The following is a 16777-nucleotide window of genomic DNA, read 5'->3' on the forward strand; positions in this document are numbered from 1 at the left end:
TTCCTTGCCCTCAAAACCCCTCCCACACACACCAATCAGGAGCAAGCACGAGACTTATACAATTTTAGATTTTAGATTTTAGATTTTAGATTAAATAATTGGGGATGAATGAGGAAGCTCGTGCTTTGGAGTTTGCCGACAGTTACATTCTTTTTTTTAAATTTTAAACTGGTATTACGCACTCTTGGCCCAGAATACCTCCGCCATTTTCTTGCTTTGTTCGGTTTCGTAGCTCAACCTAACCTGCTTCTTGCCTGGAACCTCGACCATCGAAACTCAACATTCATCCGTTAAATCCACTATACAATCCCTTGGTGAACATCCATGCGTTACATCCGTTACATCTTGTACACTGCTCGTTGCCGAACTTCTCTTTAACAGCTACGCGGAAAATCCCCCGCTTGTCCACACGGATATAGCGAGGGTCGAGAATAGGTATTCTCGGAAACTATAAAGTAGTGGCAGTGGCTTTTGTCGAGCCATTGCCATCTATAGAAGCCATAGTGTTTTAGGCTCACAAAAAGATTTAAGAGCCAATTCTCTGCTTGCAGTCAATGCTTGAAGTCAAACCAACCAGTTCAAGCAAGAAGTCAAAGCAAGTTGTAAAAGCCTAGGATTCTTCTTCTTCTCGATCGATTTGGCGCAGGTGAATGTGCTTGCGTCCCAGAGAGATTTCAAATTCATCTCCCGGCTGGAGTTCCATCTGTTTGGTGTAGGCAGCTCCAATCAGTAAGTTGCCGTTAGATTGAACGCTAATCCGATAGCTGGCAGAGCGTCCGCCACGTCCATTGCCGTTTTGCTTCCCGTCTAGCTGAATGCCTTCTGCATCAATCAGCGCATTCAGGAATTTCATCATGTTGACCCGTTCTACGCCGTTCTTGGTAACGGTGTAGTAGCCACAGGCTCTAGCTTTTTCTTCCTTGGTAAGGTTCTCTAGGTCTTTGACCTTTTTGATCAGATCTTCGCCTTCAAGGGGTTCGATATTTTTCTTTTTAGCCATTTACTGAGTCCTGAAATATTCAACTGGTGTACGGATTTTTTCTCGGTTGGTTTTTGGTTTGACCAAGAAACTTTAGCTTTATAGCTGGTCGTAAAACTATATTACACCGATCGGCTCAATTGTTAACCACTATTATCTAAATATTTTTAACAACCTGCAGTCTTTCTTGAGGAGTAGCTGCAACCGGTGCGAGCAATCTCTAAACTCGGTAGCATAAGCTATCAGCTATCAGCTAGCTGAATATTTGCCCCGCTCTTAAAATCCCATGAAGTTAACCACACGCGGACACTACAGTGTCAAAGCATTACTGGATCTAAGTTTGCAACCTCGCTTTGGCCCGACATCGGTGAAATCGATAGCGAAGCGACAGGAGTTACCTGCTCCGTATCTAGAAAAATTGCTGATTGAAATGCGACGAGCCGGTTTAGTCCAATCTGTTCGGGGTTCCCAAGGAGGATATCAATTAGCCCGTCAGCCCGCTCAAATCTCTTTAGGACAAATCTTAGAGGCTGTAGGTGAAACTATTGAACCTTTACCTCGACATTTTCCCGACGCGACGCAAGCAGAGGACTGGGTAACATTCAGTTTGTGGAACCGATTGCACAAAAAACTTGCCGAAGCGCTGTACAGTATTTCCCTCGAAGACTTATACTATGATGTCCGCAGTTGGCAAGCGGCTCTTGGGGAAGAAACTAGCTTTATCATTTAAATGGTAAGTTCATTCATTCGATCGGCAGCAAGCACACATGGACGCAACACTTGTTACTTACTTTGGTGGCTGTCACTGCGGAGCTGTCCGCTTCCGTGTCGCCGTTGACAAACACGAAGCATCTGATTGCAACTGCTCTATCTGTAAAAAGAAGGGATTTTTGCACCTCATTGTGCCACCGGAACGTTTTACCTTGCTCAGTGGCGAAGATGTTTTGACAACCTATACATTTAATACAGGAACTGCTCAACATACTTTCTGCCGAATTTGCGGCATTCACTCGTTCTATCGCCCCCGATCGCATCCCGATCATTTCGATGTCAACGTCCGTTGTCTTGACTCAGATGCCATCGAACACTTTCAGATCCTACCCTTTGATGGTGTTAATTGGGAGCAGAACGTACACTTGCTCGGCGACTAAAGTAATCTCAGCAGTTATAGCAACCACGCCTGATGATGATGAGGTTTTGAATTGCTCAAAGCCTTGCCTTTATTGCTTCTTCGTTCTTCCTTCTACTATAAAATCGCAGCTCAAAAAATCAAAGTCCGCAAGGGTAGCAGGAGTTAAAATCTGCTCTATGGGGCGATGGCTCCTGCTCTGACAATCCAGGAAGATGCTTCGAGTCCCCGGATTCATCCGTGGAGCGAGAAAAAACCTCCTCGCTCCCCATCGCAAGTCCCCGGATCGATCGGTGGGGTCGCTTTCTTCAATTCTTTAATCTAAAATCTAAAATCTAAAATCGATTGACGGACTATCAAGTTTGACACAATATATAATGATGCCGGATGAATTTCCTGTTTTGATTTTAGCTGCGGTGTTGGATTATTCGATCGGCGATCCTTGGGGTTGGCCACATCCCGTGCAGGCGATGGGTTGGGCGATCGACCGTTATACTCGACTTGTCTTTAATATATGGAATAATCCCGCAGGCAAAATGCCTGAAGCAGAGGAGCGTCCCGCTGGCGAGCAGCACAAACTGCTGCTACGAGGTGCTGGTACAATACTAGCGATCGGGCTGATTGTAGGCAGTTATACTGTCAGTTGGTCGATCGTCCAAGCTGCTAGTTGGGTGCATCCTCTTTTAGGTATTGCCATACAGACCATTTTGCTGGCAAGCTGTTTTGCAGGTCGCAGTTTGAGGGCGGCAGCAGAGGATGTGCTAGCACCTTTAAATGTTGGAGATTTAGTCAAGGCGCGAGAAAGGTTGAGCCTTTACGTCGGCCGGGATACCGAAAACTTATCGGAGCCTGAAATTCTGCGAGCATTGTTAGAAACTGTAACCGAGAATGCAGTCGATGGCGTGACAGCACCGCTATTTTATGCCTTACTTGGGTTCGCTCTGCCGCATCTATTATTAAGTGTTACCGCGGCGCCGATCGATCCTAACTCGATGTGGGCGACTGCTATAGTCCCCTTGGCGATCGCTTACAAAGCAGCCAGCACATTAGATTCTACGATCGGCTACAAAGAAGCGCCATACACTGATTTAGGATGGTTTAGCGCCAAACTAGAAGACGTGCTGACGTGGATTCCTTGCCGCCTAACAGTGATTACTTTAGCCGTTATATCTGGCAAACCGATTTACATTTGGCAAATTTGTCAGAGAGATGCTGTTAAAGATGCCAGCCCCAATTCCGGTTGGAGCGAGTGCGTTTACGCCGCCATCTTGGGAGTACAACTAGGAGGTACTAATTCCTATCGCGGAGTTCTCAAACACAAACCGCTGTTAGGCGAGCCGGTTCACCCTATCACAGCGCCGCTAATTTGCCAAGCATTGCAATTAACTCGGTATTGCTTTCTGATTTGGTTGGGACTATCATTGCTTTTTTATACCTTATTATGTTTGAGCCGCTAACTGATGACCTCACCCGAACACTCCAGGAGGCATAAATAACGTATTTCTGTCATTGTTCGCCCGCTTGCAAGGAATCGCAGCATCTGCTTTTCATCCGTTCTGGGTAAGTCCTGCAGAAGACAGAGCTCAGCCACCGACAGCAGCCAAAAAAGTTTTGACCTTTGTTCAAATCCCCAGATTCATCTGTCAAGTCCATCTAAAATCTCAAATTGTTCGATATGCCAACAGCCAACAATTAGCTCGCAGCAAACAATGACTAAAATTATCGAAATTTTATCCCCTGATGAAGTGAGGCGCACTCTCACCCGCGTCGCTTCCCAGATTGTCGAAAAATCAGGGAATCCCTCGGAGTTAGTGCTGTTGGGCATTCATAGTAGAGGAGTTCCTTTAGCTCAAATTTTGGCAGATCAAATTGAAGTCCTCGAACAAGTCAAAGTACCCGTGGGCGCTTTGGATATTACCTTTTACCGGGATGACTTGGATCGAGTTGCGATGCGGACACCGGCTAAAACAGAAATTCCTTTTGATTTGACGGGCAAAACCGTGGTGTTGGTAGATGACGTTATATATAAAGGCAGAACGAGTCGAGCGGCTTTGAATGCGGTAAATGATTACGGGCGGCCGGAGAAAATTTGGTTGGCGGTATTAGTCGATCGCGGCCACCGAGAAGTACCGATTCAGCCGGATTTTACGGGTAAAAAGTTGCCGACTGCAAAGGAAGAACAAGTTAAGGTTTACGTTCACGAGCTCGACGGGCGCGACGGAGTGGAGTTAATTAAGGGTTGATAAGTAGAAGGAAGAAGGAAGAAGGAAGAAGGAAGAAGGAAGAAGACTTACACAGCAAGCTTGAGCGCGATCCGTATTTTTCGTTTAATTAGGTGGATCTACTTATCGTTTCCGTTGGCATCGGAATCATAATTTTCTGAGGTCGCAAGTGCGATGGACGCGCGCGGAGCCAAGATATCTCTGCAAGGAGTCGATCGATCAAATGTCTAGTTTGCCGCGATCGCACTTGCGACCTCAGAAACCGGGTTTCTACGTATATTTATCGTTACTCAACGTAAAAATTCGGAGAAACCCGGTTTCTCGCCTCCCATGCGTCGAGGGAATAAACCCGGTTTTGGGTTCACGGGGGGAGCGTCGTGATTAATTTTAAATCGGCAGTGCAGGAGTTGAACCTGCCTGGGGCGAATTATGAGTTCGCTGCCTAAACCGCTCGGCCAACTGCCGTTAAATCTATTTCTTTGATCTAACTCAAAATGAATTATAACATAATTTCTCAGTCCGTGCTAGAACTAGAGAACAAAAATCAAAATCTTTAGATCTGCTGAGTCCCGATCGCCTGTTAGCCAATGTGCTGGAGCCGATCGACCTGACAAAGCAGTTTCTAAAACTCGGCATAAACTTATAGGCAATGGCAGTGAATTCGACGGTAGTGCTGACTCTAATTCTGCTCGCTCTAATGTTTGGAGCAGGCGTGACGAGTTCTGTTTGGGGATTTACTATAGGTCGCGAAGCCTTGCAAGGAACGACTCAACCCGATGTTCGTCCCAGCAACAATGCTGGCAGCGGCAAGCCTGGAAAGACGGCTAGCAAAGACCAAGTGAGCATTTTGAAAGAAAAAGACATTCTCACAACCGTCAAAGCACGGGTAGAAGGTCGCGATCCAGAAAAAACAACGGCCGGGGCAAATACGAAAACAGAGAAGGCAAGCTCTAAACCAGCCGCGGCCAAAAAACCGGCTGCACAAAATGCTAGCGCCAAGTTTCCCCTGAACAGTCGCGACGGGGGAATAACCTTGGAGGTAAGCGCGTCCAGTCAGCGCAACAATTCCATGCTGCTAGACGTGAGCATGAAAAATGAAGGCTCCCAAGCTGTGAGGTTTCTCTACAGTTTCTTGAACGTCACTGACGATCGTGGCCGAGCCCTGAGCGCGACTGCCGAGGATTTGCCGTCGGAACTGCCCCCCAACGGGCAGGTGTATTACGGTACGGTGAGTATTCCCACAGCTTTGCTGGAAAATGCTAAGGAAGTTTCGTTGACGCTGACAGATTATCCAGGTCAAAAACTTCAGTTGCAAATATCTGGCATTCCAGTGGCGAAGTAAAACAAAAGGAGTAAAACCTCCAAAGGGATTCTCACGTTTGAGCGAGAAAGTTTTTTTAGGGAGCATTGTGTCACTTTTAGGGGCGAGAGTGCAGGAGATATCTGATTTACCCGCGATGAGTTGGACAGAGGTGCTGTCGCGGTTGCTGTCAGTGCTGTTGCTGATTGCGATCAATGCTTTTTTTGTGGCGGCTGAGTTTTCGATGGTGACGGTACGCCGATCGCGCATCAATCAGTTAGTGGACGCTGGCGACGTTGCAGCTTTAACTGTGCAATCTTTGCAGCAAAGTATTGAGCGATTGCTCTCGACAATGCAGTTGGGAATCACTCTTTCTAGTTTAGCTCTCGGCTGGATTGGGGAAAGTACGATCGCCGTGCTAGTGAGAATGTCGATCGGCTATTTGCCGCTGCCAATTTACATCAAGTCGGCGATCGCCCATTCTTTTAGCATCTCAATAGTAACTTTTTTGTTGCTAGCTTACCTGCAAATCGTATTGGGCGAACTCTTTCCCAAATCTGTAGCGTTACTGTATTCCGAACAGCTAGCCAGAACTTTAGGGCCTCCGAGTTTATTGATTGCCCGTTTGTTCAAGCCCTTTGTGTCGTTTCTCAATCAATCTACTCGATCGCTGTTGCGGTTTGCGGGCATCGAATACGATCTAAGGCATCGGCCGGTTACTCCCGAAGAACTGCAATTAATTATAGCTACTTCCAGCGAATCCAGCGGATTGGAAGCAGAAAAGCGAGAATTGCTCAACAACGTGTTTGAATTTGGCGAAGTTTGGGTAGAAGAAGTAATGGTGCCGAGGCCTAGCATTGTCGCACTTCCCAAAACAGCCACCTTTCAAACTTTGCTCGACGAAATGGCGATTTCTAACCATTCCCGCTATCCCGTGACGGGAGATTCTTTAGACGACATTATCGGTATTATTGGCTTCAAACAACTTGCGAAACCCCTAGCTGAAGGTTTGCTATCTCCCGATACGCCTATTTTAACTTGGATGCGTTCGGTGAGGTTTGTACCAGAGATGATGCTGCTGGGGGAACTGCTGCCTTTGATGCAGAGTTCGTCGGAAGAAATTGCGATCGTAGTCGATGAATTTGGTGGCATTTCCGGGTTAGTGACACTGAGGGATTTGATTGCCGAAATTATCGGCCGCAGCTACGAGTCGCCCGACAGTAAAGAAATTGCTTTGCAAGTATTGGACGATCGCACTTATTTAGTGCAAGCGCAGTTAAATTTAGATGATGTGAATCAAATATTGAATTTGGATTTGCCAGTAACTGACGAATATCAGACAATCGGAGGTTTTCTGAGCTATCAGTTGCAAAGAATGCCGGCTGTGGGGGAAGTTTGGTGTGGCGAAAATGTGGAACTTACGGTTGTTTCTGTGTGCGGGCCGCGGTTGGATCAACTTCAAATTCACTTGTTGGAAGGGGCAGCGGGCGATCGAGCTTTAGGTGAAGTTGCAGCAGCGGATGAGGAAGTTGTGGGGAAAGGGCGAAAGAATAGCGGGGTGAGTAGTGTGGCAAAATTTTCTCATTAAGATTTGGATGAAAAGGGCGCTCAAAATAGCGCAACTTTTTCTCCCAAATCTGAGTTAGCAACCCCGTTTATTCTTTAGTTTTTTAGAGAGAGAGGAGCGCTTTCAACCGCCGAGTCGGAATACTGTTTAAGCATAAGGCACCGGATCTTTCAGCCCCAATTCCTCAAAAGCCGCCAACCGCAGCCGACAAGAATCGCAAACGCCGCAGGCATTTTTCCCGCCTGCGTAGCAAGACCAAGTTTGCTCCCAAGGTACTCCTAATTTGTTGCCTAATTGAAGAATTTCTGTTTTTTTAAGTTCGATCAAAGGTGTTATAATATTAATAGCATTTCCTTCTCTACCCTGCTTGGTTCCTAACCGAAATACTTCCTGCATTGCTTGGATGTAATCGAGGCGGCAGTCGGGATATCCCGAATAATCTAAAGCATTGACACCGATGTAAATGCGATCGGCTTCTAGAGTTTCTGCGTAGGCTAGGGCAAAGCTGAGAAAGATTGTATTTCTAGCAGGAACGTAGGTAGTGGGGATGTTTTGAGACATTTCTGCAAGATTGCGATCGATCGGCAATTCCATCTCATCATCCGTCAAAGCGGAACCGCCCCAAAGCGTTAGGTCAAAGTTTACTATCTGATGCGCCTTAACATCGGCCGAAAGTGCGATCGCCCTTGCTGATTCCAACTCCCGCCGATGTCTTTGCTTATAGTCAAAGGAAATAGCGTAACACTCGCAGCCGTCGGCCTTGGCTTGATACAAAACAGTTGAGGAATCCAGCCCTCCCGACAATAAAATAACTGCTTTCACTTAAAACATCCTCAATCAAATTAGCTTTTATATTTATATCAAATTAGTGGCAAATTGACAATAATAAGAGTTGTGCAGAACATCTCAATGTAGCTTAGGCACTGCACAGCTTACCCTAAAAATTAACTGGTTCCTAGGCTCTGCCTGGGAACCGATATCTAGAGGCTCTGCCTCGCCTTACGGTCAGAAAAATGGGAGGCAGAGCCTCCTGATCTACTTTACCAGGCAGAGCCTAGTAACGAGTAATGAACCGCGAAGATGCGAAGTACGCGAAGGAAGAGAAGAGAAGAGAAGGGACGTTGGTTGATAATCTATAGTGCGTGTTTAACTGGTTCCTAGGCTCTGCCTGGGAACCAGTAGAAAGAAAATTTATCTTTTGTGGAACAGGCATCTTGCCTGTTCTTGAGATTGATGCAGCCCGTAGAAAGAAAATTCATCTTTTGTGGAACAGGCATCTTGCCTGTTCTTGAGATTGATGCAGGATGTCAGATTTAAATTGCTAATAAATCATCGAGTTCGCGGTAATCGGGCAAAGTTGTATCAATTTTAATGCCCTGCCGCAAAACTGTGCGATCGCCCTGCGCTCTAGATAACAATTCGCTGAAATTCCGCGCCTTAAACAAAATCAAATCTGCTGGTAAACCAACTGCAATTCGTCCTAAATTCGGCAATTCCATTAAATCGGCTGGAGTCTTTGTAACTGCACAGGGCCAGTCTCCATAAGGTCTATCTAAATGGGCGATGCGGACTGCCATATTAAAGACTTCCAAAACATCATGGTCGCCAAATCCGTAAAACGGATCGCGACAATTGTCGCTAGCAACTGCAACGGGAATTCCTGCTGCTTTGAGTTCGTGCAGCAGTGTCACTCCCCGCCAGCGCGGTGTATGCTGAGATTCTCGGTCTTGCAGGTAAAGATTGCACATCGGCAAGCTGACAATGCCAATATTTGCTTGCTTGACTAATTCCAGAGTTTCTGTTACTAAATCTGACGGTTGTACGGCTAAACTACAGCAGTGTCCGCAGATAATTTGACCGGAAAATTGATGGCGGATGGCGGTTTTTGCGACTTCCTGCAGTGTTGTTGATTCTGGATCGTCGTTTTCGTCGGTGTGGAAGTCTAGGTTTAAATTTCGTTCTTTGGCTAAGTCAAAAACTCGATCGAGTTGTTTGTCTAAGTCGGGGTTGATATAGGCGACGCCGCCGAGAATGCCACCGGTTTGGGCCATGCGATCGGCTAATTTTTCGCCGGCTGGTGTCAGGAAATAGTCCAGGGAAACCAGGGAAACTGCTTGCAGGATCAGCCGATCGCCCCATTCGGCTTGCAGCGCTTCAAATACTCCCCAACTAACGGTTCCCTGTTCGCCCGCGCTGTCGATGTGAGTGCGGATAGCCTTGGTTCCGTGGGCGTAGCTGCACTTGAGGCCAAACTCCATTCGCCGGTAAACATCCTCTGCATTCCAGTTTTTTTGGGCATCAGCGCCTATCGCTTCGATCGCGCTGGCAAAAGTTCCATCGGGATTGGGCGATCGTTCCCAAATGTGACCTTTGTCTAAATGGGTGTGCATATCCACAAAACAAGGCCAAATTAAGCCACCCTGCAAATCTATAACTGGGATATCTCCAGAGGAGGATACAGGTTTTCTACCTGCAGGAGTAATTTGGGCGATCGCCCCTGCTGCAATTTCCAAATCCACCAAACAAAAATTGTTCTCACTCCCCGTTGTCGCCACAGTAGAAGCTGACGGGGCGATCGATTTCATCTCTAGAAGAGACGCGGGCACGCGAGCATTTTTGAGCAAATAATTAGATGTACTTGGCAACATTAATTTTGTGAGTTAGTATTTTCTTGATAATTCCCGGCTACCAGTTGTAACTATAACAACCTTCCCAGGAATTGTGAACATCTCTTTTCCCCTCTTTCTCTCTTTTCGAGATTCTCTACGCCCTCTGCGGTTAGTTAAACAAATATCATGCACAAAGAAAATATAAATGCTAGAGAAACTTGGATTAAATAGGTAGCTTTGCTGTTGGTACTCCCGCCCTAATCACTGAAGCACATATGCAAAACTTTTATATTTTCAGGACAGCGCGAAAATCAGTGTCACGAGTTTGGCTATGCCGGATACTTCCCGATCCCGAATCCTTTTGCTATCATAAATCACTGCTTCAAATTGCAATTTAACTTTAAACTAACAGCAGCATCCATAGCAAGAGCCAAAAACAACAGTGTCAAAACCCAAGCATATAGTTTTAACATCCCATCCCGACAGATCCGGCACAAAACCTCATCCCATCCACTGGGGAGAAATCGATCCGCTGAAACGGGGGCCTGTGATTGGCAGCCTCACCAAATCGTCTCACCGGAATGCGATCGGCACTCATTCGGGTTCCTACTCAGTTTATCGCGCGCTAGCAGTTGCTTCCGGCGCACTCCAAGCAGATCACCGCCCCGATTTTACCAACACCTCTCCGGCCGCACACATCGGGCCGCACCCGAGTTGGGGCGATCGCAATTTGATTGTTTCTCTCGATCCCTTTGGGGGTTTGGTCAGCGAAGTTTATACTTCATTTCTCCAGCAGGGATATGATATTCGCCCGACAATTGCTGTCACTAAAGCTCATATGAATATGCCTGAATTGCAAGATGCCATAGCTAAGGGGCGAGTGCAAATTGATGGCAAAATAGTCAAAGCAGGTGGCAATTTAGCAGTAACTAAAATTGCGATCGATCCGGTGTGGTATTTGCCGGGAATTGCTAGGCGAATCGGCGCCCAAGAAAGCGTTCTCCGCCGTGTGCTATTCGAGCAAACAGGCGGAATGTTCTCGGATTTAGTGACGCGGCCGGACTTACACGTTTTCTTACCACCAATTGGCGGAACTACGGTTTATATTATTGGCGATGTCGCGAATATTTCTGACCCGGATAAGCAGTTGGCGGTACGGGTACACGATGAATGCAACGGTTCTGATGTCTTCAGTTCCGATATCTGCACTTGTCGCCCTTATTTGGTACACGGGATGGAAATTTGCATCCAAACGGCACAAGCCGGGGGTTCTGGGGTAATAGTTTACTTCCGCAAGGAAGGGAGAGCTTTGGGGGAAGTGACTAAGTTTTTGGTGTACAATGCCAGAAAACGGCAGGAAGGCGGCGATCGCGCTGATGCCTATTTTACGCGCACTGAATGTGTGGCGGGAGTTCAAGATATGCGGTTTCAAGAACTAATGCCAGACGTGCTGCACTGGTTGGGGATCTCTCGAATTGACAGTTTAGTTTCTATGAGCGATATGAAATACAATGCGATTATCAATTCTGGCATTCAGGTGGTCGATCGCATCCCCATTCCTGAAGATTGGATTCCCGCAGACGCACAAGTCGAAATCGTCGCCAAAAAAGCCGCCGGCTACTACACGCCTGACCCTGTGCCAGATGCTACAATTCTTGCAGAAGCGATCGGACGCGATTTAGGAGATTAAGAGGGCAAAGACGCGACCGATGGGACGCGAACAATCGCGTCTTTGCTAAATGAAATTTATTGCTGGTTTTTGATCAGTCAGGGTAGGTTATGGCTAATTTGCGTTCTAGTGTGATCGTAAAAACAGATATTTGTGGATATACCGCCAGAGTCAAAAAATTATCTCAGTCGGACTTAAGTAGTTTGTTAAACGAGCATAAAACTTTTGTTTCAGATATTAGCGCCAGAAATGAAGGCAGCGTGATTAAAGGGGAAGGTGATTCATTTTGGATAATTTTTCCCAGCGTCACAGCAGCGGCGGTAGCAGCTATAGAAATGCAGCAAGAATTGAGAGCGCAACAATCTAGCAAGGCGAACGACGAACGATTGGCTATTCGCGTGTCTATTACATTAGGAGATGTCTTGCATCAAGATAAAGATATCTTTGGCGATACGGTGAATTTAACAGCGCGTATAGAATCAGTAACTCCGCCGGATGAAATATATTTGTCCCAAGCAGCATGGCTGGCGCTCAACAAAGCAGAAGTGCAAACGTCTTTTGTCAATGAGTTTTCTTTGAAAGGGATGAGCGAACCTGAAAAAGTATACAAAGTTGACCAAAGTTACAAAACGCGAATCATCAAGAATCAAGCAATAATTAAAGCAGATTTGAGAGGTTTTATAGCTTATCAAGAATCTAATTCTATCAAAGATGTGGAATATTTGCTCACCAACTTTGATACTTTTGAAAAAACAATTTGCGAAGAATACGGCGGCACAATTCGGAGTATTGTTGGGGATTCGCATTTGTTGACTTTCCCGGAAGCTCACTCAGCCTTAGCGGCAATGGAAAGTCTGTGCGAGAATTGGAAACTTTTTATTAACGCCAATCAAATACCTTGTGGCTTGTCGGTGGGAGTTGCTAAGGGAAATTTATATATATTTCGGTCTTGCACTTACGGAAAAGATATTCACATAGCCGACAGGCTGGAAGATTTAAGTAAAATAGTATCTCCCGGTAGAGAAAAAAATTCGGTGATAGTTTCAGATCACATAAAACGCGAAGTCAGCGGGTCGAAGTGGGAATATAAGCTGATAAAAATCGATAAAAATGCGATTTTAGATAATCTTTTAGATTACAGTCAGTTTGACTTTTTTCAAGAAAACGATGTTTACCGCTGTTTGGTTGTATGAAGTTGCATAATATTGAACTTGAGATTGTAGAATATCTGAGAACGCCGGCTGCTATTCGCCAAAAGTGCGATCGGCTTTTTGATTTAGCCAGCCAAGATAAACTTCGCTACTTCCGCGTCGATTTATCCCAACTCGACAAAGCAGCAAATTATGTAATTGATACAACGCGCCAACAATATCCCGATTTTAACATTCCCTTTCACAGTCGCTGGCGACATTTTGAAGCGGGGAACCTGTCGCGACTCGCCGAATTGAATGCAGCAATAGCCGAATTTGCACTCATAGAGCAAGCTAAGATCAAATTTGATTTAGCAATTATCAGCGTTTTGCTTGATGCCGGTGCTGGTGCAGATTGGCAGTATTGCGAACCAGAAATCGGGAAGGTTTACCGCCGTTCTGAAGGGTTAGCAATAGCCAGCTTGCGGATGTTTTGTCAAGGTGTTTTTTCCAGCAATCCCGATTTTCCTTGGCAAGCTGATTATCGCGGACTTTCTCAATTAAAACTAGAAACCTTAGCTGCGGGCTTTCAGGTAAGTCGAGACAATCCGCTAGTTGGTTTAACAGGCAGATTAGAATTATTGCAGCGTTTGGGAAATGCGATTTGCCAGCATCCATTATTATTTGGCAGCGAAAACCCGCGTCCCGGTAATTTGGCAAAATACTTGCTCGACAGTCGGGTTTCTGGAGTCAAAACTGTGAATACTGCGGTTGTGTTGAGCGCTGTTTTGACAGGTTTTGGGGAAATTTGGCCGGGAAGATATGCAATTGGTGGTGTTAATTTAGGCGATGTTTGGCGGCATCCGGCTTTAATAGGAGAAAATCTCGGAGATGAATTGGTGCCATTTCACAAACTCTCGCAGTGGTTGACTTATTCGCTGTTGGAACCGCTGCAAGAACTTGGTTTAGAAGTCGCCGGATTGGATGAGTTAACGGGATTGCCGGAGTACCGAAACGGCGGTTTATGTTTGGATATCGGGCTGTTGCAGGCAAAAGATTCGGCTATTTTTGAGCAGACTTACTTGCCTGGTTCGGAAGTTATAGTGGAATGGCGATCGCTCACTGTCAATCTTTTAGATAAAATTGCTGCAGCTATTCGAGAAAAGCTGCATTTGAGTGCGACAGAATTGCCGCTGGTGAAGATTTTGCAAGGAGGAACTTGGGCGGCGGGGCGGAAAATTGCGGGGGAATTGAGGGCTGGTGGAGTGCCACCAATTCAGATTGAAAGTGACGGCACTGTGTTTTAGAGGGAAGAGGGAAGTTCGGCAACGAGCAATGTACGGGATGTAACGGATGTCAGGAAGAAGGAAGTTCGGCAACGGATTCTGTAACGGATGTAACGGATGTAATGGATGTCAGGAAGAAGGAAGAAGGAAGAAGGAAGAAGGAAGAGGGAAGTTGGGCAACGGATTATGTAACGGATCTAAGTCATATGTTGCACCATTCTCAATTAGCTTTTTATGAACAGGCAAGATGCCTGTTCCACAAAATATAAACTTTCTTGTGGAACAGGCATCTTGCCTGTTGCTGACAATGGTGCAAGATATCAGACGTAACGGATGTCAAGAAGAGGGAAGAAGCAAGAGGGAAGAGGGAAGAGGGAAGAGGGAAGAAGGAAGAAGGAAGAGGGAAAATTATTCCCTCTTCCAACTTAAAACTCAAAATTCAAAATTCAAACCTGAAAACTATACCTCACACTACACTCCCAACAAGCTGCTTAGCGGCAAGTGCGATATTTGACGTGATAAACTAAACCGCGATGAGCCAAATCGAAGGAGTCAACGGTTGCCATGCCGGCACCGCGGGCTGTCATCGCAGCATTTACTCGCATATTTACACTGTCGCCGCAGCGAGACCAAACATTAGCTACAGTGGCTAACTTATCTCGAACATTGTAGTTAGTTTCGCCGCTGAAATTCCGACTAAAAACTGGGCCGCGGGTTCCAGCGAAAAAGTATTCTGCTCGCAGGTTGCCTGTGGTTCTAGGAGCCACGTAGCCGCGGTAATCAGCATCGTAGATAGAAATTTGGTAGCCTTGGGGTACTTTGATGGGAATGCTCAGATTGCAGCTTTTTCGGCTTTCTGCTGAGACATTTCCCAGGGCTGCAAATTTGTCAAATAGGATGGTGAGTTCTTGACCGTCGGGGCTGACGCTGACGCTGGCGGAGCGATCTGGGCAACCGCTACCGCCGTAGCTTGCACCTAAAATTTGAACGGCAGGATTAGCCAAGGCGGGGCCGATAGAAGCAGTCATTAATGCCGTAGCTAGCAATAGTTTTACAAACTTCATGGATGTTCTCCTTAATAAGTTCAGTTGTGTGTTAGGAGCACCCTAAAAAAATGGAACTGAATTTAGGTAATGTGTTTTTAACTTGGATATGGCCGCATTCATGTTGAAAGATGAAAAGCCTGTAAAGCCAAGCTTATAACCTCATATGCAGTTCCTATTCAGGTTTTTTCGATGAGTGAATTAATCGAAAAAATAGGTTTTATGTTGATACTTCTTAAGCTTCATATCTGTTGGTACAAGTTCCGGAAGATTTCGGTGCGAAACTCCGGATGTGTGTTATTGGGCTGGGATGGAGCGCGAGACAGCGAAACCTGTGGGGAGGCTTTTGGGCCCGGATCTGCGTTCTTAGGAAGAGTGCGGGAAGGAGAGGAAACGAGATAATGACATATTTGTCTATTTTCTAACTTCGCATACTTAGTGTCGCGCTGGGCGGATGAAAGGCAAGTGTAGAAGTAATTTTATTTGCGCGGTATTTGTGTTTTCAATAGGGGTTTTATATAAGTAGTTCAGGACGCAGGGGCGGCAGAAACCGGTTTTTTTTTCGTCAAGAATGCCTTGATGGCTGATAAGTTAGAATAAAGCAAATTAATTATTCAAAAAAATGAGTGCTAAAGTTACTGTCATTGACCATCCTTTGATACAGCACAAGTTAACTCTCATGCGGCAAACTCAAACGAGTACGGCGAAATTTCGCCAACTGCTGAAAGAGATTGGGATGCTGCTAGCTTATGAAGTGACGCGAGATTTGCCGCTAAAATACGAACAAATAGAAACGCCGATCGCCAAAATGAATGCACCGGTGCTGGCTGCAGAAAAGAAAATTGTTATTATTTCAATTATGCGCGCCGGTCAGGGACTGTTAGATAGTATTTTAGAGCTGATTCCGTCTGCGAGGGTAGGACATATTGGTTTGTACCGCGATCCGACAACTCGGATGGCGATCGAATATTATTTCAAAGTTCCCCAGGATATCGAACAGCGAGATGTTTTAATTGTCGATCCGATGCTGGCTACTGGTAATTCAGCAGTCGCGGCAGTGGATAGGCTGAAAGAAGTTAATCCGAAGTCTATTAAATTTTTGTGCTTGCTGGCGGCACCGGAGGGAGTGGGGCACTTTCACGAACAACACCCTGACGTGCAGATTTATACGGCTGCTGTTGACGAGTGTTTGGACGAACACGGCTATATTGTACCCGGATTGGGAGATGCGGGCGATCGACTTTACGGCACTATGTGAATTCAATCAAATTATTTTCTGCTGTATATGCCAATACATTCATTTAAAAATAAGTTTACTAACATAACTATTGGTTTGATAGTGCCATACAATCTAAATTGTAAAATTTTAATGTCAGGAAAAGCCTATATATAACAATGGTTGTAGGGTTTTCTTACATTAAATTCGTAAATTGCATGATCTAGATGTATTTACTGCATTTGATGGTTAAATTCTATGCCTTTAGTGTAATTAATTGCAAGAATTAGTTATTAAAATAGATGTATGATGCTAACCGTTTGCGATCGACTACTAACATTTTTTTGACGAGGGAAAAAACAATGGAGACTACAGCACAGAAGGAAGCCCCAACTCAGCCTGTTGAGGAAGTGAAAATTCAGAATATCAACAGTTTGGAGTTTGAGCTTTGGGCTAAAGCAGTGAAACGGCAGATGATTGCAGCACTCTCTAAAAAGGGCGCGATTTGACATATCTGCGTTTTTTGTGCACAGGTTGTGTTAATTAATTAAATTAACAAAATTTTTGTCTGCATTGTTGTCCGAGTTCGAGAGGAGTAAGGGGAAGAGTTTTGAGATTGCGCTGCTT

General features: G+C 45.6%; 17 protein-coding genes and 1 tRNA gene. 13 read left to right on the top strand and 5 right to left on the bottom strand.

The window, feature by feature from the left end; translation table 11 throughout:
• Positions 1-610: 610 nt before the first annotated feature.
• Positions 611-1000, bottom strand: a complete 390-nt coding sequence (locus QUA83_RS04050; protein ID WP_015179394.1) for an AbrB family transcriptional regulator — start codon at positions 998-1000, stop codon at positions 611-613.
• A gap of 265 nt (positions 1001-1265) precedes the next feature.
• On the opposite strand from QUA83_RS04050, the gene QUA83_RS04055 reads away from it, so the two are divergent.
• The 4 genes from QUA83_RS04055 (at position 1266) to pyrR (ending at position 4351) form a co-directional block, all read left to right on the top strand.
• Positions 1266-1709: an Rrf2 family transcriptional regulator gene (locus QUA83_RS04055; RefSeq protein ID WP_006635345.1), complete on the top strand. Its 444-nt coding sequence runs from the start codon at positions 1266-1268 to the stop codon at positions 1707-1709.
• 37 nt (positions 1710-1746) lie between these two features.
• The gene (locus QUA83_RS04060; RefSeq protein WP_333291690.1) at positions 1747-2130 is read left to right on the top strand and encodes a GFA family protein; all 384 of its coding nucleotides are present in this window, start codon (positions 1747-1749) and stop codon (positions 2128-2130) included.
• 355 nt (positions 2131-2485) lie between these two features.
• Complete coding sequence (gene cbiB / locus QUA83_RS04065; RefSeq protein WP_333291792.1) at positions 2486-3565, top strand: adenosylcobinamide-phosphate synthase CbiB; 1080 nt, start codon at positions 2486-2488, stop codon at positions 3563-3565.
• Between the two features lie 252 nt (positions 3566-3817).
• Positions 3818-4351 (top strand): bifunctional pyr operon transcriptional regulator/uracil phosphoribosyltransferase PyrR, encoded by a 534-nt coding sequence (gene pyrR / locus QUA83_RS04070; RefSeq protein WP_333291691.1) that lies wholly within the window; start codon positions 3818-3820, stop codon positions 4349-4351.
• A 371-nt stretch (positions 4352-4722) separates the two neighbouring features.
• Here the strand turns inward: pyrR and QUA83_RS04075 are convergent.
• Positions 4723-4795, bottom strand: a tRNA-Ile gene (locus QUA83_RS04075).
• 184 nt (positions 4796-4979) lie between these two features.
• On the opposite strand from QUA83_RS04075, the gene QUA83_RS04080 reads away from it, so the two are divergent.
• The gene (locus QUA83_RS04080; protein WP_333291694.1) at positions 4980-5672 is read left to right on the top strand and encodes a hypothetical protein; all 693 of its coding nucleotides are present in this window, start codon (positions 4980-4982) and stop codon (positions 5670-5672) included.
• Positions 5673-5739: 67 nt separating this feature from the next.
• Positions 5740-7218, top strand: a complete 1479-nt coding sequence (locus QUA83_RS04085) for a hemolysin family protein (protein WP_333291696.1) — start codon at positions 5740-5742, stop codon at positions 7216-7218.
• Positions 7219-7344: 126 nt separating this feature from the next.
• Here QUA83_RS04085 and queC read toward each other — a convergent pair whose 3' ends face one another.
• Positions 7345-8019, bottom strand: a complete 675-nt coding sequence (gene queC / locus QUA83_RS04090; protein ID WP_333291698.1) for a 7-cyano-7-deazaguanine synthase QueC — start codon at positions 8017-8019, stop codon at positions 7345-7347.
• Between the two features lie 491 nt (positions 8020-8510).
• Positions 8511-9845 (bottom strand): cytosine deaminase, encoded by a 1335-nt coding sequence (locus QUA83_RS04095; RefSeq protein ID WP_333291700.1) that lies wholly within the window; start codon positions 9843-9845, stop codon positions 8511-8513.
• Between the two features lie 403 nt (positions 9846-10248).
• Here QUA83_RS04095 and QUA83_RS04100 point away from each other — a divergent pair, with 403 nt between their 5' ends.
• From QUA83_RS04100 to QUA83_RS04120, 5 genes are all read left to right on the top strand, one after another.
• Positions 10249-11496, top strand: a complete 1248-nt coding sequence (locus QUA83_RS04100; RefSeq protein WP_333291702.1) for a GTP cyclohydrolase II — start codon at positions 10249-10251, stop codon at positions 11494-11496.
• A gap of 89 nt (positions 11497-11585) precedes the next feature.
• Positions 11586-12668 carry an adenylate/guanylate cyclase domain-containing protein gene (locus tag QUA83_RS04105; RefSeq protein ID WP_333291703.1) on the top strand — a complete coding sequence of 361 codons (1083 nt, stop codon included), beginning with the start codon at positions 11586-11588 and terminating at the stop codon, positions 12666-12668.
• Complete coding sequence (locus QUA83_RS04110) at positions 12665-13912, top strand: URC4/urg3 family protein (RefSeq protein ID WP_333291705.1); 1248 nt, start codon at positions 12665-12667, stop codon at positions 13910-13912. Before QUA83_RS04105 ends, QUA83_RS04110 begins: the two co-directional genes overlap by 4 nt.
• Before the next feature lie 101 nt (positions 13913-14013).
• Complete coding sequence (locus tag QUA83_RS04115; protein ID WP_333291707.1) at positions 14014-14160, top strand: hypothetical protein; 147 nt, start codon at positions 14014-14016, stop codon at positions 14158-14160.
• Positions 14139-14405, top strand: coding sequence for a hypothetical protein (locus QUA83_RS04120; protein WP_333291708.1), 267 nt, complete (start codon positions 14139-14141; stop codon positions 14403-14405). Before QUA83_RS04115 ends, QUA83_RS04120 begins: the two co-directional genes overlap by 22 nt.
• Here QUA83_RS04120 and QUA83_RS04125 read toward each other — a convergent pair.
• Complete coding sequence (locus tag QUA83_RS04125; protein WP_333291710.1) at positions 14383-14955, bottom strand: DUF4360 domain-containing protein; 573 nt, start codon at positions 14953-14955, stop codon at positions 14383-14385. The genes QUA83_RS04120 and QUA83_RS04125 overlap by 23 nt on opposite strands.
• Before the next feature lie 601 nt (positions 14956-15556).
• Here QUA83_RS04125 and upp point away from each other — a divergent pair.
• Both upp and QUA83_RS04135 read left to right on the top strand, forming a co-directional pair.
• The gene (upp, locus tag QUA83_RS04130) at positions 15557-16192 is read left to right on the top strand and encodes a uracil phosphoribosyltransferase (protein WP_333291711.1); all 636 of its coding nucleotides are present in this window, start codon (positions 15557-15559) and stop codon (positions 16190-16192) included.
• A 320-nt stretch (positions 16193-16512) separates the two neighbouring features.
• A complete protein-coding gene (locus QUA83_RS04135; protein ID WP_332946242.1) occupies positions 16513-16659 on the top strand; it encodes a hypothetical protein in 147 nt (48 codons plus the stop codon).
• Positions 16660-16777 lie beyond the last annotated feature (118 nt).

Source organism: Microcoleus sp. K1-B1 (assembly GCF_036704705.1).
Lineage (GTDB): Bacteria > Cyanobacteriota > Cyanobacteriia > Cyanobacteriales > Microcoleaceae > Microcoleus.